Source organism: Commensalibacter sp. W6292M3 (assembly GCF_016101315.1).
In the GTDB taxonomy this organism is placed as follows: Bacteria; Pseudomonadota; Alphaproteobacteria; order Acetobacterales; family Acetobacteraceae; genus Commensalibacter; species Commensalibacter melissae.
In genome coordinates, this window is the sequence record NZ_JACFQT010000001.1 from 1,212,922 (window position 1) to 1,234,662 (window position 21,741).

Sequence of the window (21,741 nt, forward strand, 5' to 3'; positions counted from 1 at the left end):
TAATTATTTCCCCCTCGAGAGGAATTTGCCTGCTACTCCTGTAAAAATACAAATAAGTGACAAACAAAAAGGAATAAAACGATGTCCCAACGAAAACAACGTAAAGGACAAAGCTCCTGGTAACGCAACCGCCTTTACTCCTTTGACACCCCAGTCAATCTGGCTTATTTTTCTTCCATAAGAATCATAAACTGCTGATATTCCCGTATTTGCTACACGCACAACTGGAATTCCTTCCTCCACGGCACGCAATCTTGCCGCAGCAAGATGTTGCCTAGGACCGGCAGAATTTCCATACCACGCATCATTTGTTAAATTCAATATCCATTTTGGTCTATTTTTATAATCAAGAATCTGTCCCGAAAAAATAACTTCATAACATATTAATGGTGCAAAAGAACTTACTCTTGATAAATTCAATGTGACATTTCCCTCACCTGGTGTTAAAACCTGTCCAGGTACAACATGAAACGGAATATACCAAGGTTGGGATTCACCAAAAGGTACCAATTTCACTTTATTATATACATGATCAATCGCTCCATCCGGTTGCCTTAAAACTACCAAACTATTGTAAAGAATATTTGGTTCTTGCTGGGTGATGGCCCCTATAATACCGAAAGAGGCATCTGGATTATTTTGCATCATAACTTTTCTGGCTGCGTCATCATATTGAATACTTCCCGGAAAAGAGCTTTCAGGCCAGGCATAAATGATAGGTCTTTCAAACTGCCCCAATTCTTGACGCAAGGTTACCGCCTGAACAACCGCATCCGAAGTAAGTTGCATGTATTTCTGGAAAATTCGGCGAGGATCTGTATTCGCTATCTTGTCATCTTCAGCTATATTTCCCTGAATTAAGGCAACAATGGGTGTATTATTATCTGTAATAGGCGGTTTTTCTACCAAACGGTAAGAACCAAATAAAGCCAAACCACAAATAGTTCCAGCGATAATCATCCATCCTTTTTTCCCATATAATGGAAGCAAGACGAGAATAACCGTTATCAATGTCAATCCATCCACCCCAATAAGGGAAGCGGTCTGGATAAAAATATCCCCTATCCTGCCAGGGATCTCCCAGGTACTGGCCAAAGGATTCCATGGAAAACCTGTCAAAACAGGATTCCACCAATTAGGCGGCAACATCACCGCTCTGGACATATCACAAACGGACCATAAACCAGCGAAAACAAAAATTTTCAATTTTTTTGAAGGCTTTATCCAATAATAGAAAAGCGTAGGCAAACCCGTCCATAATGCAAGTAATATCGCACATAATGGAGATACAATTGGAACAAGCCACCAAAAGTCCTGTGCCCGTATCAGTATAGCATTTACAAGCCACGATAATCCGATTGTATGCAAACCAAAACCAAACCAGTACCCTTTCATCAGGGCACATTTCCAATTTTTGGAATGATCAATTGAATGCAGAAGTAACGGAAATGACAAAAATAAAATAAATATAAAATAGGTGGGTGGAAAAGCCAAGGCAGATATTCCTCCCAAACCTGTGAGATACAATGCCCCTTGCCATCCTTTTAAGTCATGCCATTTATCCAAATGAAAATCCATTTTCTTAATGTATGAAATAACTTTATAAAATAGTTTATAAATTTTCAAACTTCATGAATAATTCAAAATTCCAATGCGTCTCTCAAACGACGTTCATAATGACGATAGTATTTATCTGCAATGAGTTCAGTTTTAAGAATTATTGCAACATCCGTGGTATTAAATTGCTGATCGATAACAGCACCATCCCCAACATATCCTCCCAGTCTTAAATAACCCTTAATTAAAGGAGGAAGTTCCAATCGGCAACGAAAATGATCCAAATGATGCGGATCGACACGCAACATTTCCACACGACGCTCTGGCAAAGCCTTGACTAACAAAGCTGGGGGTGCCAATTGAGTTTGATAAAGATAGGTTAAGATTTCGGCATATTGATCGGGGTCTGTTCCCGGAAAACTGGCACAACCAAATAAGATATCTATTCGATAATAAAAAATATAGGCAGCAATTCCCTCCCACAATAACTGCATTGCGGATCGATTACGATATTGCGGATGGACACAAGAGCGACCGACCTCCAAAAGATTGCCAGGATATTCCTGTAATACGGAAAGATCATATTCTGCACGACTGTAAAAACCACCCGCCTTGTCGGCATTTTCCTTTCGAATTAATCGATAGGTTCCCACGACCCGCTCATGATCAGATATTTTATTATAGTCAATTACCAGTAAATAATCTGAAAATTCATCATATTCATCAAAATCTCTTTTAAGATTACGAATATTCTCGTTAGGAATCGCTCCCATCTCTTCATAAAACACTCGATAACGTAAAGCTCGGGCTGCATCCTTTTCCGATTCTGTCTCGGCCAACCTGACTCCTAGGCTACCTGAACGTAATTCAACAAATTTATCTCTTCTCAATTCTAAAGTTGATAAAGAACCGCTTCTCTTTTCCCTATGCATATTTTCTTTCTATATAAATCATAAACCAAAATAATTTATATATATATCTTGTAAAAATTACGAATCTTGTTCTGTCTTAATACGGCGCCCAAACAGTTCCAACCGATGCTGAACCAGTTCGAACCCTAATTTTTTCGCCATGATCTCGATCATCTTGATATGCTCAGGATCTTCAAATTCAATCACTTTTCCAGTATCAACATCGATTAAATGATAATGCGTTCCCTGTTCAGTCACTTCATAACGGGCACGTCCCCCACCAAAATCATGTTTTTCCAGAATACCCTTTTCTTCCAATAAACGAACAGTACGATAGACCGTGGCTACAGAGATATTATTATCCAATTTTGAGGCCCGTCGATATAACTCTTCAACATCGGGATGATCATGGGCATGCGAAAGAACATGGGCAATAACACGTCGCTGCCCGGTCATTTTCAGACCTTTCTTAATACATAACCGTTCTATATGAGATAAATTATTCATTTTTTCACGTGTCATACAATTCATTCAATTATTACAAAGAAGCCTATATGCGCCCTAACTGGAATACGGACAATTGCCAAGTCAATTTTCAACAAAAATTATAACTTCAAAAGATAGCTTTCTTCAAACTATTTATAACTTAATTCAAATCATTAAAAAAGATATATTTCTCTATTTACCAAGAGTCGTTCTAGGATAACGACTTCAGCATAAGATAAGCATTCTTATTTTTACCATAATAATCAACCCTTTTTGTTTGAACTTCAAAATTATAATTACAATAAAGCTGATATGCCTTTTTATTATCTTCAGCAACTTCTAAAAAAACTGATCTGATGTTTTCCATTTTCATTTTTTTTATAAATTGCTCAAGAATGGCCTTGCCTATCCCTCTTCCCTGAAAAGGGGGGGAAACAGCAAAAGTAACTATTTCCGCTTCATCAATAATTTTGGAGTAAAATAGAAAACCCAGCATTACATTTTCTTTATCCATATAGACACATGCAGAATGTGTAGGTAAAGCCATCAGTGTCTTGAAATCTTCAGGTTTCCAATATTCATGTTCTGGAAAAGCGGATTGATGTAATAATGCCAATGGATATTCTAAACCATTTCCCTCTGTAATAAATTGTATCGGCATCACTTCATTCTCTCGGCATTTTTATTTTGGTGCTTTTCGCAGTCCACCAGCAGGTAAACTCGCTTTGGGAGGATCTATATATAAAGGATAGAGTTTATTCGTAACTTTATCACCCTGATCATAATGATCCGCAATCTTGGCCATCATAACTGCATCCGCCTCATTTATAGAGGATTTGCGCCAATTGACTTTTGTTGGAATAAGAGGTTTTATAATTGGAAACGCTTCACCTGACAAAATAACTTCTTCTTCCGGCCATGGTATATCAACAAAATCGAAAGCTTTTATTTCAGATTTTTGATTGGTTTCAATAAATACCCTATTTCTTCGGGCCAGGGTCATATGCCAAACTAATTTACCAGAATAGTCTTTTTCGATATATGGAAAAATCGCCTCACCACGGCGTAAAGGGACAACCGGACAATGTAACCCTGTTTGCAATCCCAATGAGAATGCAATGGAAGCCCTCAATCCCGTAAAAGATCCAGGTCCAATAATAATAGAAATAAGATCAATCTTATTAGCGACTAAATAACCGTTCCGCACAAATTCATTGAAATAGATTGGAAATCGTTCTGGGGCACCTCGTTCAAAGGATTTTTTTTCACATTCCAACCTATATATTTGATCCTTAACAACAACAGAAATAAAATTAGGTGCCTGCTCAGATGCAGAGGCACCATTAATGACTAAAATTGTTTTATCGTTTTTCATAGATTTACAACATTAAGCAGGCTTCCTCAAACGCAAGCCTTTCATTTCGTTTCCCAATATTTTCCTTATTCCCGTATCCCAAACATATCAAAAAATTGGAATGCCAACCCTGCTCTTCAAAAAACAGTCGATCCACCATTGTATTGTCAAAACCCGATAGGGGAGCAACATCAAGCCCCAATGAACGAGCCGCAACAATCATATATCCTCCCTGCAAAGTAGAATTGCGCAAAGCCGTCTCTTCAGCAAATGGCATGTCTCCCGCATACCATGATCTCAATTCAACCGCTGGATATAAAATCGGTAATTTTTCATAAAATATTGGATCATATGCTACAATAACAATAACAGGAGCGGATAGTGCCAGATCAATATTCCCGTCTGTAAGGGCGGGTCTCAATTTTTCCTTACTTACCGGATGACTAAGAAAAGTAAACCGAGCCGGCTGGCAATTTGCAGAAGTTGGACCCATTTTTACCAAGTCATAAAGCTGATATAAAACAGAAATTTCCACATCCCTATTTAACCAACCCCTAGGCGTCCGTGCCAAATTAAAAAGACGATCCAGACATTCCATAGACAAAGAAGATGTTTCATCCATTTCTTTTTTCCAATTCAATCATCCGAATTGATCCGAAACATAGATTTTTTTGATATTTTCTTTAGCAAATAAAATTAAATTCTTACTTGCTTCACAGTAATAACCTCAGAAAGATGTCGCTGCAGAATCACTTCCACCCCATGTTTCAAAGTCATTGCTGAAGAGGGACATCCCTGACAGGATCCCTGCATTCTTAAATAAACACATCCATCCTTATAACCGTAAAATATGATATCGCCACCATCTTTGGCTACAGAGGGACGAATTTCCGTATCTAATATCCATTTTATTTGCTCAACAACCGCTTGATCCTCAGGTGCAACTTCCATCTCGATCACATTGACTTTTGAAATTTTATCGAGAACGGGTCTTTTCATCAAGAGAAAATCCATGATGATAGCACTTAACGCTGATTTCAGCCCATACCAAGAAACTTTCTCATCTTTGGTTACAACAATAAAATTGTGACCAAAAAAAACACGTTTCACTCCCTCAACATCAAACAGGCTCAATGCGAGTGGCGACATATTTGCAGCCTCTTTATTCGTAAAATCAATTGTCTGGTTCGAATCAAGGATCGGTTTACCCAAAATGAATTTCAATGCATGATTGTTTGGTGTTTCTTCCGTATGAATAAGCATTCCCAGTTCCTTAATCCCTCCACCTTAAATAAACAGATTTTACCCAAATAAAAACCTATCAAGAAATATGTCTTTTAAGTGGATTTATCAAAATAGGCAAATAAATAAACAATTTTTAAAAATATCGAAAACTATCCTCTTCACGAAAAAGCATATTATTATTAATTACTTAGTATTTCAATATATCCTATTTCAAGATTTAGGTTTTTGTCTGTAATTTAATCAGCCATAAATCAGCAATTTCTTTTATAACTCCCTGTGCTTGGATAGATTTTAGATTTTGAATTGATTGATTTTTCTGGTTAACTTGTAGTTGTGCCATAGCATAATGAAGCAACGCCTCATTAGAATCTTTCAACGTTTTTTGCAGTGCTTCCTTCATCAATAGTAGACCTGACTGACCTTTACCGTCCATAACCTGATCATATCCAAGCATCAACATATCATCACCATTTGGTGCCTTTTCAAAAGCTTCCAATTTTGCAGGTAACTCTGATTTATTCTCGTTAATTTTATCCTGAATAAATTTCCTAAGTCTCATAACACGTGTCGAGTTATGATCCGTACCCAATACTCCCTTGTCATAACCAGCCACAAGGATTTTCAATGCGAAACGCGGCATATTGGCTTGCATTGCCACTTCCGCCATTTCCATATATTCTTCACTGGTCCTCATTAAATTCATGTTAAAACGCAAATTGAGTATTTCAAGTTTGACAGAGGGTGATAAATCACGGCTGGATGATAGTGCCGCCATAATATGCCCCCAATATTCGGCTTTGGGATAATGCATAGCCAATTGCGTGTAACTATGTCGCAAACCATCCTGATCTCCAAGTTTTTCTTGGCAATTAGCCATAATTTGCCACTGGGATTCAGCTGGTACCTGACCATTTTTTATTTCTTCATCTATTTGTTTTTGCTGAGCTGTCATTGCTTCCTTATAGTTATTGTTGAGAAAATATGACTGGATCAACAATGTTTTCATGTGTGTATTGGTACCACCAACCAAAAAATACTGTTTAATATATTTTATTGCCTTCACATATTGTCGAGCTCGATAGGCAAGGCTGGCCTGTGCCAATCTTATTTGAATTTTTTCGGATGCAGACGTACGTGTGGAATTAATCAACTCATCATATCCGGTAAAGGCTGCATCAAGATCATTCTGCTTGATTGCCAAAGCAATCCGCAAATGTTCAATAATATTTTTTTCATAGGCGGAAGGATTTGGAATTGTCTGAACTTCCTTAAGCGCAGCATTGGCCTGGACAATCTTTCCCTGTTTCATAAGATGTTCTATGTTTTTTAAAGGAGCAGCCATTTTTTGGCTTACTACTTCTTTGGATTCAATAGAAACTGAATATAAACCTCCAGCAGTTCCCAATAAAGCCACCATCCATAAATTTCGCAATAAAGAAACAGGTTTCATAGTTTAATATCCCGATCTATCCTCATCCATTACTGTTGATTGGCAATTGTTATCTTTTTTATTCCTAACCGTTGGGCATCAGCCAAAACAATGGCAACATTTTTATAATTGGCCAATCGATTGGGCTTTACGACAACAACTGGCTGGTCAGAGTTAGCAGCTATTTCACGAAAACAATCAAGTAACGCATCCTCATTGGAAATAGCAGTATCATCAATCGACAAACTATTATCAAAATCAATACCGATTGTCACCGTTTTTGGAAGTTCTGTTTCATTTACTGGAACTGCTCTTCCCAAGGCCAATTGTACGGATTGCGTCTGTAGGGGAATAGTTATGATCAACATTACCAATAAAACCAGCATTACATCAATCAAGGGGGTCGTGTTAATATTTACCATGACCTCTTCTTCCTTTTCACCTTGCTGAATCATGATTCTGCGAGCATGTCCAGAACGTAATGAACGCATTATACTATATCCTTTTCAATCATATAATCTGGCTTAACCCTATACCGTATTACTATTTCCTAATGGGTTTCGTAATAAAATCAACCCGACTGATCCCGGCTTGCTGACAATCCTGGATAACCTGACCAACTTTCTCAAATTTTGCCTGTATGTCTCCCCAAACTTGAATTTGGGGCTGAGGATGTAAAGATGCTACCGAAGCCAATTTTGCTTTTAATGCATTCTCATCAGGTAATAGCTGTTCATTCCAAAATACCTGACCATCCGCCTTAATGACAAGGGCTATATTTCCTACCTTGGTTTGAGTTAAATGACTGTTACGTTCTGGAATATCAACCTTTACAGCGTGTGTGGCAACAGGAATAGTGATTAAAAAGATAATCAGTAGTACAAGCATGATATCAACCAAGGGGGTTGTATTGATTTCGGATACCACCTCATCATTATCCCCTTCCGCGCTGATAAAATCCCCTACACCACGATTACCATTCAAATTAAAGCTCATGAGCCTCTCTTTCCTTGCTCGGGGATCACTTTTTTATTATTCAGGTTTCCCCCAAGTAAGACTGTTTGAACATCTGCAGCAAAATTGCGAGTTTGATCCATAATCACTTTATTGCGACGAACCAGGAAATTATATCCCAGAACAGCTGGAACAGCCGTAGCCAAACCAATTGCTGTCATAATTAAAGCCTCGCCTACAGGACCGGCAACCTTATCCAATGTAGCCTGTCCAGCGATACTAATGGCGGTCAAGGCATGATGAATACCCCAGACTGTTCCGAACAATCCTACAAAAGGGGCAGTGGATCCAACCGTTCCCAAAAAAGCCAGACCGCCTTGCAATTGTCCCTGTATCTTGTCAAGCGCTCTATGTAAGGCCATGGACACCCAGCTGTATAAATCAATCGTTTCCTGCAAGGAGCCTTCATAATGCATCAATGCATCAATACCATTTTCAGAAATATATCGATAGGAAGAGTTACTACCTAAACTCTCCGTACCCTTTTTTAAAGTGTTTTGTTGCCAGAACTGTTTTTCACGCACTTCTTTTCCAGCACGCGTCACACGATTTTGGACAACAATTTTTGCAACGATTACATACCAGCTCCCTACTGACATTATTGCCAACACAAGCAATGTTATCCTTGAAACAATATCACCCGCTTTCCACAAAGCTTTTAAACCATATGGATTTTCTGATGATTGAGGAACAGCTTCCGGTTTTACTGGGTTGTCTATGGTCGAAGAAACGACTGGATTTACGTTGCTACCCGCTGAATTTTGCATTGGTTGAGAAGCGGAGTTATCATGTGCAGTTGATGTTGGTATATTTTGCTGAGGCTGCTGTGCAAAACCATTGTTTATACCTGACAGGCAAAGCATTCCAGAAAATGCGGCAATCACAGTGAATTTAAAACGAATCAATCGAAATAAACTTTTATTTTTATCCATATTTAACACATTCCTTCGTTAATTTTACTGGGCAGTAATTTCTTTAAACAACCTCAGACAACATAAACATATTCATTGTTATTTATTTTTATATTGATATGAATAACCATCAACTTATAATTGATTCTAGGTTCATTTCAAACCTATATACCATATCTGTTATCGAATTGGTGACGCTCTGGGATTGATTTTTGATAACCCAATAACGTGACGATCATGTTCCTTAAATATATTTTTACAAATATTTAAAGCATCAACTAAACCATCCCTAAAATTTTTGTCATAAAAATTCATATCATGAAAGCACAGATTATCAATGTTGGTCTGCCCAATATATTGTTTGGTAAATTTATTCATATTTTTCGACATTAACGTAACTAAATTTAAAGAAATTTTAACTTTATTTGCATTTAAGATGATTAATTGACATATCCAATCCAAAATAAATGAACCATTTATCCAGCACCTAATTTAAAACTGATTGTAAGACGATGATTTTTCTCTTTTACTGGCATACCGTTGCGTGTGGCTGGACGATAACGGGCAGAAGCCACATAGCGTAGAGCCTCTTCTTTAAACGAGTTTCCTCCCTTGGCTTCAATTACATTACAATTATTGGTATGGCCATCCGCTTCAATATCACAGGATAGTATAACCCGACCTTCCTTACCCGCCGCTTCCATATCAGGAGGATAATTCATTTTAACACCATTAAGTGCACGGCTGCCAGCACTTCTGTCAGGAGGACCATCATTTGGAGTATTCGACATCCCCTCACCAGATATACCATTCATATTCCCTTGATTTTGACTATCGGATGCCGAGCTTTTTGCAGGTTGGGCAGCCGGTTCCCTTTTTTTGACTTGTTTTTTTACAATTTTAGGCGGTTTAGGTTGTACAGGGGCTTCTGTATTGATTGGGGGGGGCTCAATCTCTGGTGGAGGTGGAACAATCATTTCCGGTGCAGGTGGTTGTGAAACCTGTGCGGAAGCTGAGGATGCGGCGGAAGATACATCTACAACCCTTATTTCTAATGGAGCAGGCATATCTTCTTTTTTATTGGAATGCATAAGAAACAACAATCCAAGAATTCCAAAAATATGAAACAAAATAACAAGAATTAAAATACCAATAGATTCAATAGGATGACGTTGATTAAGATTAACCATGAATCACTTTCCATTTCCTGTGAAATTACTCATCTTCAATACTTATCCACTGATAAATCACTATTAGTCAAAGTTTTTAACAAAGCCTTTTTATCATGTTGCTTTCGCACTTGCTTCTGAACGTGTTGCCCCCACCTTTAAAGCCAGTGCCGCTGCCATGAAATCATCCAGATCACCGTCCAGAACAGCATCTGGATTGGTTTTTTCCACATCCGTTCGCAAATCTTTCACCAATTGATAGGGTGCCAAAACATAAGAACGGATTTGATGACCCCAACCTATATCAGTTTTATTGGCTTCTGTCTGTGCCGCCTCTTCCTCGCGTTTTTTTAATTCCAATTCATATAGACGGGCCTTCAACATTTCCATTGCTGTTGCCCGATTACGATGTTGTGATCGATCCGTTTGACAAGCGACAATAATTCCTGTTGGAACATGGGTAATTCTTATGGCTGATTCCGTTTTATTGATATGCTGTCCGCCAGCACCCGATGCACGATACGTATCGATTTTCAAATCTGATTCATTTACATCAATATCAATTGAATCATCTATAACTGGATAAACCCAAACAGAAGCAAAAGATGTATGACGCCTTTTAGCGGAATCAAAAGGCGAAATACGAACCAAACGATGAACTCCCGCTTCAGTTTTCAGCCACCCATAGGCATTTATCCCGCTTATTTGCAATGTTGCCGATTTTATACCCGCCTGTTCCCCTTCAGTACTTTCCAACATGGTTACCTTATAACCATGTTGTTCGGCCCAACGTGTATACATTCTTAACATCATCTCAGCCCAATCCTGCGCTTCCGTGCCTCCTGCCCCGGAATTCACTTCCAGATAACAGTCATTCCGATCGGCTTCACCAGAAAGTAAACTTTCCAATTCAAGACGTTTAACTTCTTTTTCCATTGATTGCAATTGTTGCAAGGCATCCTGAACAATTTCCATGTCATTGTCCTGTTCAGCCAACGCAATTAGGTCAAGATTTTCCTTGCAATCCTGCTCCAACCGTTCAACCCGCTCAATTTGATTGGCAAGCCCTGTTCTTTCCTGCATAATCTTTTGCGCATTTTCCGCATCATCCCATAGATTGGGATCTTCAATGCGGTTATTTAACTCGGCTAGACGATCTTTAGCTGTATCCCAGTCAAAGATGCCTCCTCAGCAGTTCTAAAGACTGCTCTATTGTTTGTTGGAGTGTATCACTCTCCGCAGACATACTCGTTTCCTTTATTTACCTTAAATGCAATTAATTATTAATCCAATTAACAAGATTTTAATAAAAATACAAGGTCAACCTTAATATAATCCACCCATACCTATATCTTCCCCTTCACCTGAAGATGAAGATTGACCTGTTTTTTCACCAATCTTTTTTTCACTTCCTTCATTAGATGGAGATACAATCCCCTCATTACTATCCATGGACTCTTCAGAATCAGGTATATTTTCAGCTCCTGTATCCTGGGCTGTCAACTCACCCGTTGCTGCCCCCTTATTCAAATTGATGCTAATTCCCGGGGTTTGTCCTTCCTTGAAAGCATCGGTTACGCTTCCTTTACTCGTATCATAACTTGCTAGAAAAACACCTTCTGGTTTTGCAAAATCAAGTTTGGGACGATTAGCCAGAATGTTTTTCATGAATTCATTCCAAACTGGCGCGGCAACAACAGCGCCAGACATACCTTTTCCCAATGTTTTTGGCTGATCAAACCCAAACCATACTACTGTCACGATATCCGGTGAAAATCCTGCAAACCACGCATCATTAAAATCCTGACTGGTTCCTGTCTTGCCGGCAAGTGGACGATCTATGCCACGCGCTGCCGACATACCGGTTCCACGTTTCATCACGTCTTCCATCATGGTTATAATTTGATAGGAACTTTGAGCTGATGCAACACGTTTACGATGATCAATAATAAGGGGAAGCCTATCTGGATCTTCCGAATGTTCCAACTTCAAGACATCTGAATGCCAGATTACCTTTCCATTCCGATCCTGAATATAGTCAATTAAGGTTGGTTTTGTTAACAACCCCTCTGCCGCAATACTTGCATAGGCACCAGCATGACGAAAAACCGTTGTCTCCACAGCACCCAAAACGGCAGGTAAAACCTTAGGCATTGAATCTACTTCACCTAATGCAATTGCCAAATTTGAAATAGCATTCATCCCGACTTGAGCGGCCAAACGAATGGTGACCAAATTCCTTGAATAACGTAAGCCATTATGTAACGCTGTTGGTCCCCAGAATGTTTTTTCATAGTTGTTTGGATGCCAGCTACCTGCTGAAAAAGGGGAATCCATAAAAATCTGAGATGGCGGAATATTTTGTTCCATCCCCGCCAGATAAGCTATGGGTTTGAAAGAAGAGCCTGGTTGTCGTTGAGCTTGTGTTGCTCGATTAAACTGTGACTCAGCAAATGACCATCCACCAAACATGGATAAAACGCGGCCTGTCTGAACATCAACAGAAATTAACGCACCTTCTATCAGAGGAACCTGACGCAAGGCGACTTTACCATTATCAGCCAAAGGCTCAATTAAAACAACATCGCCCATTTTTAATGGATGAGAAGAACGCCTTGTCCAACTTACATCCTTATTTTCCAATAAAGCCAATTTCTCATTCTTATTCTCCAACCATCCAACTTTTCCCGTACTACTATTCAAAACAATGGCAACACGCCATGCATCCAATATCCCGGCAGGATTTTTTTGTCTGGCTAGCAAATCACTCCATTCTTTTCCATCTTCAATATTTAAATGATTTATTGCACCTCGCCAACCATGTTGCCGATCATATTTCATTAATGCCTGCTGCATTAACCTTGTTGCTAGATTTTGATTTTTCAGATCCAAACTCGTATGAACTTCCAAACCACCCTGCATTGTTTTATCCATTCCATAGCGATCTATCAGATCACGCCTTACAGCCTCGGAAAACCATTGTGTTCCTGCCAAAGGTCCACGTCTTATAACAGATTGTGTCACTTGCAAGGGTTCATCCATTGCCTGTTTCAGGACTTCTTTGCTGATTGCACCAGTTTCTACCATACGGCTCAAAACGAAATTACGACGTTCCAGCCCTGCTTTCGGATGATGATAAAGATCATAATTATAAGGAGATTTCGGCAATCCACCGAGATAGGCCGCTTCTGCCACGGTCAGCTGATCAAGATTTTTATGAAAATAAGTTTGTGCGGCCGCAGCAACCCCGTAGGCACCATCACCAAGATAAATTTCATTTAAATAAATTTCCAGAATTTGATCTTTGGTCAGGGATTGTTCAATTCGAATTGCCAAGATAGCTTCCTTAATCTTGCGATTCAAATTCCGCTTATTGTTAAGCAACATATTACGCGCAACCTGTTGCGTAATCGTTGAGGCCCCCACCAGACGCTTACCTGACGTTTTACGGAACATATCTTGTACAACCGCACGTACAATTGCCAAGGGGTCTATCCCGCCATGAGAATAGAAATTCTTGTCCTCTGTCGAGATAAAAGCGTTCTTGACCCGATCCGGAATAAGGGTAATGGGAACAAATAATCTCCGCTCTGATGCCAATTCTGCCATGACACGATCATTATTGGCATATATCCGGCTCATAACAGGCGGGGCATAATTTTTCAACCCCTCAACAGTAGGCAAATCCTGTACGGCTCCCTCATATTTTATCCAGGCAAATAATCCACCTCCCGCAAGAATAAAAAGGAACAAGCCTGCAAGTATTCCAACCAACATCCGCCATATACGGTATCTGGGGCGTTTTATAATTGAATTACTGTATTTATTACCAGCATTAGACGGATCAGAATTTTTCGAAGACATAAAAAAAACTCTACATCAATTGTGAAAACTCGATTATTAGGAGTTATTCTTATATAACATTTTTAATATGAGTAAAAAACAACTATGTTGTTATTCCAAGAATATGTCGATCTTTTATTCGGTTTACAAATATAATTTTGCAGATTTTTTTTGTTTATCCCAAATCTTTTTCCCCTCCAAATCAAGTTTTGTCCATTCATCATCCGTCAAATTAACATTCACCGCTGCTGTATTTTCCTCTAAATGTTGAACGGAACCCGTTCCGGGAATGGGAACAATGATTTTTGAACGTTTTAATAGCCAGGCCAACGCTATCTGACGGGCTGAGGCGTGTTTTTTGTTCATAATTTCTTCAAGAACAGGACCAGTGAATTTCACCCCCTGTTCCAAAGGTGCATAAGGTATGAAAGCGATATTATTTTCATCACAAAAATCAACAACGGCTTCTGATTCCCGATTAACCAGATTATATTTGTTCTGAACGGAAGCAACCTTGAAAAATTTTGACGCACGTTTAATCATCCCTACAGATACGGCAGATAACCCAACATGACCGATTAATCCCTCCTGCTGCATTTTGGCGATAGCTTCAAACTGTAATTCCGGAAAAGTATCTTCCCCCACACGATGCAATTGCCATAAACGGATTTGATCCAGTTTTAGACGACGCATACTCATTAAAACACATTGACGTAAATAATCTGGACTGCCAATGGGTCGCCAAATATCCGGCCCATGCCGGGTGTGCCCCCCTTTTGTGCCAATCAATAAATTTTTCGGATAAGGATAAAGTGCTTCGCAAATTAATTCTTCGCTGATAAAAGGACCATAGCTATCTGCCGTGTCGATAAAATTAATCCCCAATTCTAGCGTACGATATAAAGTTGCAATAACTTCCTTACGATTTTCAGGTTCCCCCCATACACCTTTACCAACAATACGCATCGCACCAAATCCCATTCGATTGATCTTGATTTGGTGATCAAATTGAAAATTACCCGCTAAAGCCGCATCAATTGACTGCATTCTTTTTTCCTATCATAAATCATTCATTAATTATTAAAATTAAATGATTTATAAAATAAATACCACTTTAGAAAAATAAATTATCTATCAGAATGATATAAAGTAATATTTTTAATAATGAATTTTATCTATTCAGTATGAAATTTATTAGATCATATTAAAAATAATTGTCGCAATAAATCTTGAGATATTATTTTATTGTACATTAAATCATACTCTAGAATAACAATATTATGAATTTAAATTATTTTTAAAACGATATAAAATAACAATTCAAAAAAATTAATCTTAATAAAGAAATTAAATGATAAATTTAGAAAAAAAATTGATTAGTTACACAGAACCTTCAAGTACTACTGAAAAAGAAAAACAAGAAAGAACTGAAAGAATGATTTATGAAACTATAAAAGCACATGAACCATTTAACGATTGTAATTTAAAGGTTTACGCAAAAGGGTCTTATGCTAATAATACTAATGTATCTTCAGATAGCGATGTGGATATAGCGGTTCAATGTAAAGATGTTTTTTACTGGGATGAATCTGAAAAAGGAAATTATATACCTGGTAAAAGATATGAAGGTATTTGGACACCTAAAAAGTTAAGAGAAGAACTTATTTCCGCTTTGGAAAAGAAATTTTCTAATCAAATTGATATTACAGGCTCTACAGCAATACAAATAAATTCTAGCTCAGCACGAGTGAATGCTGATGTTGTTCCTTGTTTTAGTTATCGATATTATATGAAAACAAACTACATAGAGGGAACAAAAATATTTAAAACTAATGGAAGTTGTATTGTTAATTACCCAGAGCAACAAATAAAAAACGGAACAAATAAAAATATTAGAACTAATTATTCTTATAAAAAAGGTGTACGTTTATTAAAACGTATTGAAAATATAATGGCAGAAAATAAATATTTTAATGAATTACCTTCTTTTTTTATGGAGTGTTTAGCTTATAATTGTCCAGATGAAGTATTTCTCAAATCAACATGGATAGAACGTCTTAAGGGTATGTTATTTTATATTTGGGACAATCTTCAAGGTGATGAACCTAACAGTAATCATTGGTTAGAAGTAAATGAATGCTTTTATTTATTTCATGAAGAACAAGAGTGGAGTAGGGAAAATGGGCGTGATTTTGCAAAGGCTGCTTGGAATTTTTTTGATTTAAAAAATGCATAGTAAAAATTTAAAAAATTATTTGTATGTATTAATTTTTATTTCAGCAATTGCTTGGGTAATTTTTACTTATTGTATAGGAGTTAAATTATCAAATATAAAATATTTTTTTGAACTCATTCCAAAGGTTGTAACTGTTGATGTTATAATTGTAGGATTATTTGTTAAATATGGTTGGAAATGGAGAGTATTTAGAGGATGGCTTGTTGTTTTTCCAAATTTAAATGGAACTTGGGTAGGGTTTATATATTCAAATTGGCAAAATCCAGAAACAGGGCAAAAACCTGCTCCTATACCTGTAATGCTTACTATCAAACAATCTTTCTGTTATATTAATTTTATGATGCGGACTAGTGAAATGGAAAGTTTTTCATATTCTGAGGGATTTATTATTGATCCAGAAAAACAAATAAAAAAAATTACATATTCTTACACTAGTAAGCCAAAAATATCTTTAAATGAGCGAAGTAACTCACATGATGGAACAGCTGTGTTTCAAATTATAGAAAATTCGCAAAAAAAATTAAAAGGAAGGTATTGGACAGAAAGAAAAACAACTGGGGAGATATCATTTGACTATCATTCAAAAAAAATACTAGACGAACTTCCTGAGAATTTTGGTAAACATCCAGTAACTGAAATAGAAAACAGCATTAGGTTTTAGATTATATAGCAAAAAATGAATTGCCAGACTACAATACAACGTTTGATATTAATAATGATATATTCATTTTTACATCTAAGTTGCAATAAGCTTTGCTATTGTTTTTCAATGATAGCGTTTTGAAAAAATAGTATAAACCTGATAGACAAATCCACTTTTTTAAATAATTTTTAAAAGAGTCTTCTTTACATAAGTATCTAAAATGATTGACATTATTATTCATTTGAATTCAACTAAAAATAAAATTCTTATTAGAAGGTATACATGGACAATCATCTCGTTCAAGCTCGTATTGATAAAACCATTAAAAATCAAGCAGTTATGGTATTATCTGGTATGAAATTAACAATTTCTGATGCGATTTATATTTTTTTAACCAGAATAGCAAAAGAAAAACAACTTCCTTTTGAACCTATTATTCCCAATAAAACAACCATTATGGTTATGTAAAAAACAAGGTTAGGAAAGGGAAAGGAGTTCTCGTCTATCGATGATTTAATGGCAGATTTACATGAAAACTATTAAAGCATTAAAACAGTTTAAAAAGACTTTAAAAGTGAAGAAAGAGGACGCTACAGCAAAGTTCTGGATATTATTATCTAAAATAATTTATTCATTAGCCAATGATGAAATTATTGATCCTAAATACCAAGATGATCATAGGCTGATTGGTAATTGGAAAGATTTTCGTGAATGTCATATCAAACCTAATTTAATTTTAATTTATCGAAAAGAAAATGACGATATCTTACAACTTGTCAGATTAAGGTCTCATGCAGAATTGGAACTGTAAGCTAATCAACAATTTTAGATAACAATTTATAAAATTTTTAACCATTAAATAATAATATTACTTTAAAAATATAAAAAACATAATTAATTTATAGAAACATTACAATAAAATTGAAGCATTAAAACAATATATTGCTGATGAAGGCTTAGATAATCAGTTAGAAATGTTTTGATTAGAGCGGTTAGCGCATTTTAAAAGTGCGCTAATATTTATACTATTCAATAAGTTTTTTCTTTTTTTTGGGATCAACACGTCCAACAGGAAATTCTGTTTGTGCACGTTTGTATGATCTTGGTTTTTTCCTAAGCATGTCAATTAATTCTTTATTAAATAAAACTAGAGAAAGTTCCTCTGCTTTTCTCAAACTAATGCCAGTTTTTGCACGTTCTAAAAGAGATATAAATGATTTTGATGTTTTTGAATAATGTGCCGCTTTTTCTTGGCTCCAACCTAAATTTAATCTTTCTATTCTAAAGTTGTAACCATATATAATTTGTGAATTTGTTGGTTCGTCGCTTTTTTTCATTTTATATTAATAATTCAAGAATAAAATATTTTTTTATCAATATAATTTTGTTTTGTAAAAGATATTATATAATTCTTTTTATTGATTATTACAATAATATTTTGATACGTAATAAATCCAAGATATTTTTAACGTGCACCCTTATATTTATTCTAATTTTAAACAAATTATTATGGCATTATAATTTAATCAGAGATAATTCTCATTTAAACATATTTAATTTTTGAATGATGAAAGAATTTAAATGTTTTCGCTTCCACCTAAAATTATTCGTGATACAGAACTTGTTCTCGCCACCCATAATCCAGGCAAGGTAAAGGAAATTCATCAATTACTTTCCAATTTTTCATTAAGAATTCATTCGGCAGGTGAACTTAATCTGACAGAACCTGAAGAAACAGGGACAACCTTTCATGAAAATGCCCGTTTGAAAGCTTTACAAGCCAGTTATGCCTCAAACATGATTGCTTTGGCAGATGATTCCGGTTTTTGCCTTAATGGATTGAATGGGGATCCTGGTTTATATTCTGCTCGTTGGGCGGGACCCCATAAGAATTATTCTATGGCCATGCAAAAAATGCATGATAAATTACAGTCCATTCCTGATAAATCGGCTTATTTTATCTGTGTGTTATCCCTTGCATATCCAAACGGTAAAACATATGAATTTGAAGGAAAAGTTGACGGTAATTTTATTTGGCCTCCCCGTGGACAATACGGTCATGGATATGATCCCGTTTTTCAACCATTAAATAACCCGTTAACTTTTGCAGAAATGTCTGATTCGAAAAAAAATTCAATTAGTCACCGTGCTCTAGCTTTTCAAAAATTCATTCAGGCCTGCTTCTAACCCTTACCTCTATATAATCTATTGGAATGAAACATCCCAATAGATTTATTCCCTATCGATATCCCGTTTGGGTAATAACGCAGGAACAAATATTAATGTCGCCACCAATGTACATCCTAGGGATATCAATAGTAATAACCCCATACTCGCTGTTCCAGGATGGGCTGAAGCTGCCAAAGATCCAAAAGCCGTTCCAGTTGTTAAAGCTGAAAATAGAACCGCTCTAGCAGTTGGCGATGATAAGGGATTCGATAGTCCTTCACGCCAATTCATTACAAAATAGATATTAAAGGATACACCAACTCCAAGTAAAAGCGGTAATGTAATGATATTGGCAAAATTCAAAGGCTGATCGATTAAGACAATCACAATAATTGTCATAAGTCCTGACAATATCAAAGGCATTAATACAAGACACATATCCAATATTCGACGTAATGCGATAAATATAATGATGGCCAAAGTTATTATCGCCATAACCGCCGCGATAATAAAAGCATGAACCACTGTATTTGCACTTTCTATGATATCAACGGAAGTTCCGGCCGCTTCAGGAGCAACGGAACGAATTTGTTTAACAAACGTTGCAATTTGTTCATTATCAAGATTTGTGCCTTTTGGATAAATCTCTATCCTGTATAATCCATCTTTTGTTCGATATTCATTTGCCAACTCTTTGGGAACATCAGTTAAAGAAACGGCTGATGGCGTTAACATAATTTCCAGATGGTGCAATTGAAAACCAAGAAAACGAACCAGATCATCATTGATTTTCATGAGGTCATTATCAGACATACTGACAATTTTTTGCAATGCAAGACGTATTCTTTCCAATGGACTATCAGACGTCAGTATATTTTGCACCGAATTGAGTTTATCCAACATTTTCTGCATAGACTGACGTAATTCCAATGCTGATGGTCTGGATTTGATTGATGTGTTTGACAAAGTGTTTAACAAGACCGACGCTGCATCCCTGATCATTGGAATTTTAATTTTTTGATCCTCCGGAACAAAAGATCCAAGCCAAATAACATTTTGCACTGAAGAAAGCTGACCAATCTGATCTACGAGTTTTTTTGCCTCTTCAGGAGATTTAGCCATTACATCTGCTGTATAAGGATTAGTATTCGGATCATTCATCAATAACTGTAAAGCCTTCATCCCTTCAGAATGAGTATCCTTGGTATGAAATGGGTCTGCATCAAAACTGACCTTTTGATCAACCAGAAAGAAAATGCCGATAACAGCAATCACTGCATAAACAGCAAGGACATACCAACGATAATGTCGAAATTTATTATCCAAACTTTTCAATCTGGGAAAACCAGCCATTGCTTGAACTATTTTTGGCTGTAAAATTGTTAACATGGCTGGCAAAAGTGTTAACGTGCAGATCAAGGCAATAATCATACCCGTGCCGGCAATTAAGCCAAGCTGCTTAACCCCAACAAAATTTGTCGGAGTAAACGCCAGAAAACCTGCTGCTGCCGCAACAGAAGCTGTAAATATCTGATGACCTGTATCATATCCTGTTTTAGACAATGCCAATAAAGTTGATTGCCTTTTATTGGTATTGTCATCCGCTTGAATATCTTGCCCCCTGAAACGAACAGAAAACTGGATTGCGAAATCAACAGCAATACTAACAAACAAAATTGCGAAAGAAACGGATATAAGGTTTAACGTACCCACCGCAATTGAAGCAAAACCTGTTGTAAGAATCAAACCGATCAATAACACATATAGTATGGGTAAAATAATACGCCAGGTTTTTACCGCAAGGAATAACCAGCCCGCAACCAATACAAAAGAGGCAAAAAGACCGAGAACCATGCCATCCATGACCGTGGAAAATTCCTCATCATTGATTTTTGCATCTCCTGTAATATGAATCTTCACATCTCCTCTTTGAACATATGATATGGAAGAAATGGCTTTTTTTAATGACGCAACAGCCTCCCCTGAAGGTTGCAAGGAGGTTAAATCCATTTTTGGTTTTGCCACTACGATTTGATATCGACCAGCCAAACTTGAAAGTTCTCCAGAAAGACTTTTCTCCCATGAAAAAGGTTCAAAATCTCTTTGTGATGCTTTCTCTAATGTTTTAGCAAATCCATTTAATTCATTTTTATACTGTTCCAGATCAACCTGATTTTCCTTAATACCTTCTACAACCATACCCAACGTATCAAATAATCCTCGTGCAGAAGTATCCGCGGCAAGACTACTCAAAAAAGGTTGTGCACGAATTATTGTATTCAATGTTTGATCCAACACTGGAGGATCAAGGAACATCAATCCGTTTTTAACAAGAAAAGGATTATTTTCTGGTGAACTAGCAAAATAAAAATGTTTTTTATCCTGATTTAACTGATTAACAAGGATTTCTGCACTTAACTCCCTTTCTTCCGGAATTTTGGCCTCAATAATCGCAACTAAAATTCCCTCTCGATTTGGGAAATTCTTTCCCATCCAGTCCGATCGCTGCTTCCAAGGCATTTTCGTGGAAAACATCTTGGTAGTATCAGTAGTTATGTCCAGTTTCTTACTTGTTACAAAAATAGATACAATTGCCAGCAACAGATAAACTATAAAAACAAGCCATGCATGACGTGAGCAAAATTCAACAATCCGTCTAATCAATGCAGAAACCATTCCGGCAACACATCCTTTTCGTACAATACAGAAGAATTCAAAACTCTATAGATTTATAAATATGTTATATCTTTTAATTGATACAATAGAAGAAAATA

General features: G+C 36.7%; 22 protein-coding genes. 5 read left to right on the forward strand and 17 right to left on the reverse strand.

All coding sequences use genetic code 11. The annotated features are described in order from the left end of the window. Positions 1-3 precede the first annotated feature (3 nt). The 15 genes from lnt to H3T57_RS05465 form a co-directional block, all read right to left on the reverse strand. Positions 4-1,578, reverse strand: a complete 1,575-nt coding sequence (lnt, locus tag H3T57_RS05395) for an apolipoprotein N-acyltransferase (protein ID WP_198193427.1) — start codon at positions 1,576-1,578, stop codon at positions 4-6. A gap of 62 nt (positions 1,579-1,640) precedes the next feature. After that, on the reverse strand, positions 1,641-2,489 hold the full coding sequence (locus H3T57_RS05400) for a GNAT family N-acetyltransferase (protein ID WP_155566490.1): 849 nt from the start codon (positions 2,487-2,489) through the stop codon (positions 1,641-1,643). Between the two features lie 57 nt (positions 2,490-2,546). Beyond that, the gene (locus H3T57_RS05405) at positions 2,547-2,990 is read right to left on the reverse strand and encodes a Fur family transcriptional regulator (protein ID WP_110438649.1); all 444 of its coding nucleotides are present in this window, start codon (positions 2,988-2,990) and stop codon (positions 2,547-2,549) included. A gap of 175 nt (positions 2,991-3,165) precedes the next feature. Further along, the gene (gene rimI, locus H3T57_RS05410) at positions 3,166-3,615 is read right to left on the reverse strand and encodes a ribosomal protein S18-alanine N-acetyltransferase (RefSeq protein WP_155565091.1); all 450 of its coding nucleotides are present in this window, start codon (positions 3,613-3,615) and stop codon (positions 3,166-3,168) included. Positions 3,616-3,636: 21 nt separating this feature from the next. Continuing rightward, positions 3,637-4,329, reverse strand: a complete 693-nt coding sequence (locus tag H3T57_RS05415; RefSeq protein WP_110438647.1) for a tRNA (adenosine(37)-N6)-threonylcarbamoyltransferase complex dimerization subunit type 1 TsaB — start codon at positions 4,327-4,329, stop codon at positions 3,637-3,639. 4 nt (positions 4,330-4,333) lie between these two features. After that, the gene (locus H3T57_RS05420; RefSeq protein WP_198193428.1) at positions 4,334-4,930 is read right to left on the reverse strand and encodes a malonic semialdehyde reductase; all 597 of its coding nucleotides are present in this window, start codon (positions 4,928-4,930) and stop codon (positions 4,334-4,336) included. Positions 4,931-5,004: 74 nt separating this feature from the next. Continuing rightward, the gene (locus H3T57_RS05425; RefSeq protein ID WP_198193429.1) at positions 5,005-5,571 is read right to left on the reverse strand and encodes a NifU family protein; all 567 of its coding nucleotides are present in this window, start codon (positions 5,569-5,571) and stop codon (positions 5,005-5,007) included. 199 nt (positions 5,572-5,770) lie between these two features. After that, positions 5,771-7,003, reverse strand: coding sequence for a lipopolysaccharide assembly protein LapB (locus H3T57_RS05430; protein WP_198193430.1), 1,233 nt, complete (start codon positions 7,001-7,003; stop codon positions 5,771-5,773). Positions 7,004-7,032: 29 nt separating this feature from the next. Continuing rightward, the gene (locus H3T57_RS05435; RefSeq protein ID WP_232349737.1) at positions 7,033-7,473 is read right to left on the reverse strand and encodes a biopolymer transporter ExbD; all 441 of its coding nucleotides are present in this window, start codon (positions 7,471-7,473) and stop codon (positions 7,033-7,035) included. Between the two features lie 52 nt (positions 7,474-7,525). Continuing rightward, positions 7,526-7,978: a biopolymer transporter ExbD gene (locus H3T57_RS05440; RefSeq protein ID WP_155566485.1), complete on the reverse strand. Its 453-nt coding sequence runs from the start codon at positions 7,976-7,978 to the stop codon at positions 7,526-7,528. Beyond that, positions 7,975-8,928: a MotA/TolQ/ExbB proton channel family protein gene (locus H3T57_RS05445; protein WP_198193431.1), complete on the reverse strand. Its 954-nt coding sequence runs from the start codon at positions 8,926-8,928 to the stop codon at positions 7,975-7,977. The genes H3T57_RS05440 and H3T57_RS05445 overlap by 4 nt, the downstream gene beginning before the upstream one ends. A 455-nt stretch (positions 8,929-9,383) precedes the next feature. Continuing rightward, positions 9,384-10,097: an energy transducer TonB gene (locus H3T57_RS05450; RefSeq protein ID WP_198193432.1), complete on the reverse strand. Its 714-nt coding sequence runs from the start codon at positions 10,095-10,097 to the stop codon at positions 9,384-9,386. 93 nt (positions 10,098-10,190) lie between these two features. Beyond that, positions 10,191-11,322, reverse strand: a protein-coding gene (gene prfB / locus H3T57_RS05455; RefSeq protein WP_198193433.1) for a peptide chain release factor 2 whose coding sequence is annotated in 2 segments (ribosomal slippage) — positions 10,191-11,252 and positions 11,254-11,322 — 1,131 coding nt in all. Because the reading frame shifts where the segments join, the coding sequence is not laid out codon by codon here. 80 nt (positions 11,323-11,402) lie between these two features. Beyond that, positions 11,403-13,940 (reverse strand): penicillin-binding protein 1A, encoded by a 2,538-nt coding sequence (locus H3T57_RS05460; protein ID WP_198193434.1) that lies wholly within the window; start codon positions 13,938-13,940, stop codon positions 11,403-11,405. 123 nt (positions 13,941-14,063) lie between these two features. After that, a complete protein-coding gene (locus H3T57_RS05465) occupies positions 14,064-14,966 on the reverse strand; it encodes an aldo/keto reductase (RefSeq protein ID WP_155567803.1) in 903 nt (300 codons plus the stop codon). A gap of 304 nt (positions 14,967-15,270) precedes the next feature. Between H3T57_RS05465 and H3T57_RS05470 the strand changes: the two genes are divergently transcribed. From H3T57_RS05470 to H3T57_RS05485, 4 genes are all read left to right on the forward strand, one after another. Continuing rightward, positions 15,271-16,155 carry a nucleotidyltransferase gene (locus tag H3T57_RS05470; RefSeq protein ID WP_198193435.1) on the forward strand — a complete coding sequence of 295 codons (885 nt, stop codon included), beginning with the start codon at positions 15,271-15,273 and terminating at the stop codon, positions 16,153-16,155. After that, on the forward strand, positions 16,148-16,816 hold the full coding sequence (locus tag H3T57_RS05475; protein ID WP_198193436.1) for a hypothetical protein: 669 nt from the start codon (positions 16,148-16,150) through the stop codon (positions 16,814-16,816). Before H3T57_RS05470 ends, H3T57_RS05475 begins: the two co-directional genes overlap by 8 nt. 264 nt (positions 16,817-17,080) lie before the next feature. After that, positions 17,081-17,266: a type II toxin-antitoxin system RelB/DinJ family antitoxin gene (locus tag H3T57_RS05480; RefSeq protein ID WP_198193437.1), complete on the forward strand. Its 186-nt coding sequence runs from the start codon at positions 17,081-17,083 to the stop codon at positions 17,264-17,266. A 61-nt stretch (positions 17,267-17,327) separates the two neighbouring features. Further along, positions 17,328-17,609 (forward strand): type II toxin-antitoxin system YafQ family toxin, encoded by a 282-nt coding sequence (locus tag H3T57_RS05485; protein WP_198193438.1) that lies wholly within the window; start codon positions 17,328-17,330, stop codon positions 17,607-17,609. Positions 17,610-17,823: 214 nt separating this feature from the next. Here the strand turns inward: H3T57_RS05485 and H3T57_RS05490 are convergent, their stop codons facing one another. Next, complete coding sequence (locus tag H3T57_RS05490) at positions 17,824-18,135, reverse strand: helix-turn-helix domain-containing protein (RefSeq protein ID WP_198193439.1); 312 nt, start codon at positions 18,133-18,135, stop codon at positions 17,824-17,826. Positions 18,136-18,379: 244 nt separating this feature from the next. Here H3T57_RS05490 and rdgB point away from each other — a divergent pair, with 244 nt between their 5' ends. Beyond that, the gene (rdgB, locus tag H3T57_RS05495) at positions 18,380-18,985 is read left to right on the forward strand and encodes an RdgB/HAM1 family non-canonical purine NTP pyrophosphatase (protein WP_198193440.1); all 606 of its coding nucleotides are present in this window, start codon (positions 18,380-18,382) and stop codon (positions 18,983-18,985) included. A 45-nt stretch (positions 18,986-19,030) separates the two neighbouring features. On the opposite strand, the gene H3T57_RS05500 is transcribed toward rdgB, so the two are convergent. After that, positions 19,031-21,643, reverse strand: a complete 2,613-nt coding sequence (locus H3T57_RS05500) for an MMPL family transporter (RefSeq protein WP_155580122.1) — start codon at positions 21,641-21,643, stop codon at positions 19,031-19,033. Positions 21,644-21,741 lie beyond the last annotated feature (98 nt).

Bases quoted from the DNA above. Each gene is read 5' to 3' on its own strand.
- H3T57_RS05460 (WP_198193434.1), bottom strand. From the start codon at position 13,940: ATGTCTTCGAAAAATTCTGATCCGTCTAATGCTGGTAATAAATACAGT.
- H3T57_RS05475 (WP_198193436.1), top strand. From the start codon at position 16,148: ATGCATAGTAAAAATTTAAAAAATTATTTGTATGTATTAATTTTTATT.
- H3T57_RS05435 (WP_232349737.1), bottom strand. From the start codon at position 7,473: ATGCGTTCATTACGTTCTGGACATGCTCGCAGAATCATGATTCAGCAA.
- H3T57_RS05485 (WP_198193438.1), top strand. From the start codon at position 17,328: ATGAAAACTATTAAAGCATTAAAACAGTTTAAAAAGACTTTAAAAGTG.
- H3T57_RS05470 (WP_198193435.1), top strand. From the start codon at position 15,271: ATGATAAATTTAGAAAAAAAATTGATTAGTTACACAGAACCTTCAAGT.
- H3T57_RS05440 (WP_155566485.1), bottom strand. From the start codon at position 7,978: ATGAGCTTTAATTTGAATGGTAATCGTGGTGTAGGGGATTTTATCAGC.
- H3T57_RS05415 (WP_110438647.1), bottom strand. From the start codon at position 4,329: ATGAAAAACGATAAAACAATTTTAGTCATTAATGGTGCCTCTGCATCT.
- H3T57_RS05430 (WP_198193430.1), bottom strand. From the start codon at position 7,003: ATGAAACCTGTTTCTTTATTGCGAAATTTATGGATGGTGGCTTTATTG.
- lnt (WP_198193427.1), bottom strand. From the start codon at position 1,578: ATGGATTTTCATTTGGATAAATGGCATGACTTAAAAGGATGGCAAGGG.
- H3T57_RS05450 (WP_198193432.1), bottom strand. From the start codon at position 10,097: ATGGTTAATCTTAATCAACGTCATCCTATTGAATCTATTGGTATTTTA.
- rdgB (WP_198193440.1), top strand. From the start codon at position 18,380: ATGTTTTCGCTTCCACCTAAAATTATTCGTGATACAGAACTTGTTCTC.
- H3T57_RS05400 (WP_155566490.1), bottom strand. From the start codon at position 2,489: ATGCATAGGGAAAAGAGAAGCGGTTCTTTATCAACTTTAGAATTGAGA.
- H3T57_RS05480 (WP_198193437.1), top strand. From the start codon at position 17,081: ATGGACAATCATCTCGTTCAAGCTCGTATTGATAAAACCATTAAAAAT.
- rimI (WP_155565091.1), bottom strand. From the start codon at position 3,615: ATGCCGATACAATTTATTACAGAGGGAAATGGTTTAGAATATCCATTG.
- H3T57_RS05405 (WP_110438649.1), bottom strand. From the start codon at position 2,990: ATGACACGTGAAAAAATGAATAATTTATCTCATATAGAACGGTTATGT.
- H3T57_RS05465 (WP_155567803.1), bottom strand. From the start codon at position 14,966: ATGCAGTCAATTGATGCGGCTTTAGCGGGTAATTTTCAATTTGATCAC.
- H3T57_RS05490 (WP_198193439.1), bottom strand. From the start codon at position 18,135: ATGAAAAAAAGCGACGAACCAACAAATTCACAAATTATATATGGTTAC.
- H3T57_RS05420 (WP_198193428.1), bottom strand. From the start codon at position 4,930: ATGGATGAAACATCTTCTTTGTCTATGGAATGTCTGGATCGTCTTTTT.
- H3T57_RS05425 (WP_198193429.1), bottom strand. From the start codon at position 5,571: ATGCTTATTCATACGGAAGAAACACCAAACAATCATGCATTGAAATTC.
- H3T57_RS05445 (WP_198193431.1), bottom strand. From the start codon at position 8,928: ATGGATAAAAATAAAAGTTTATTTCGATTGATTCGTTTTAAATTCACT.
- H3T57_RS05500 (WP_155580122.1), bottom strand. From the start codon at position 21,643: ATGGTTTCTGCATTGATTAGACGGATTGTTGAATTTTGCTCACGTCAT.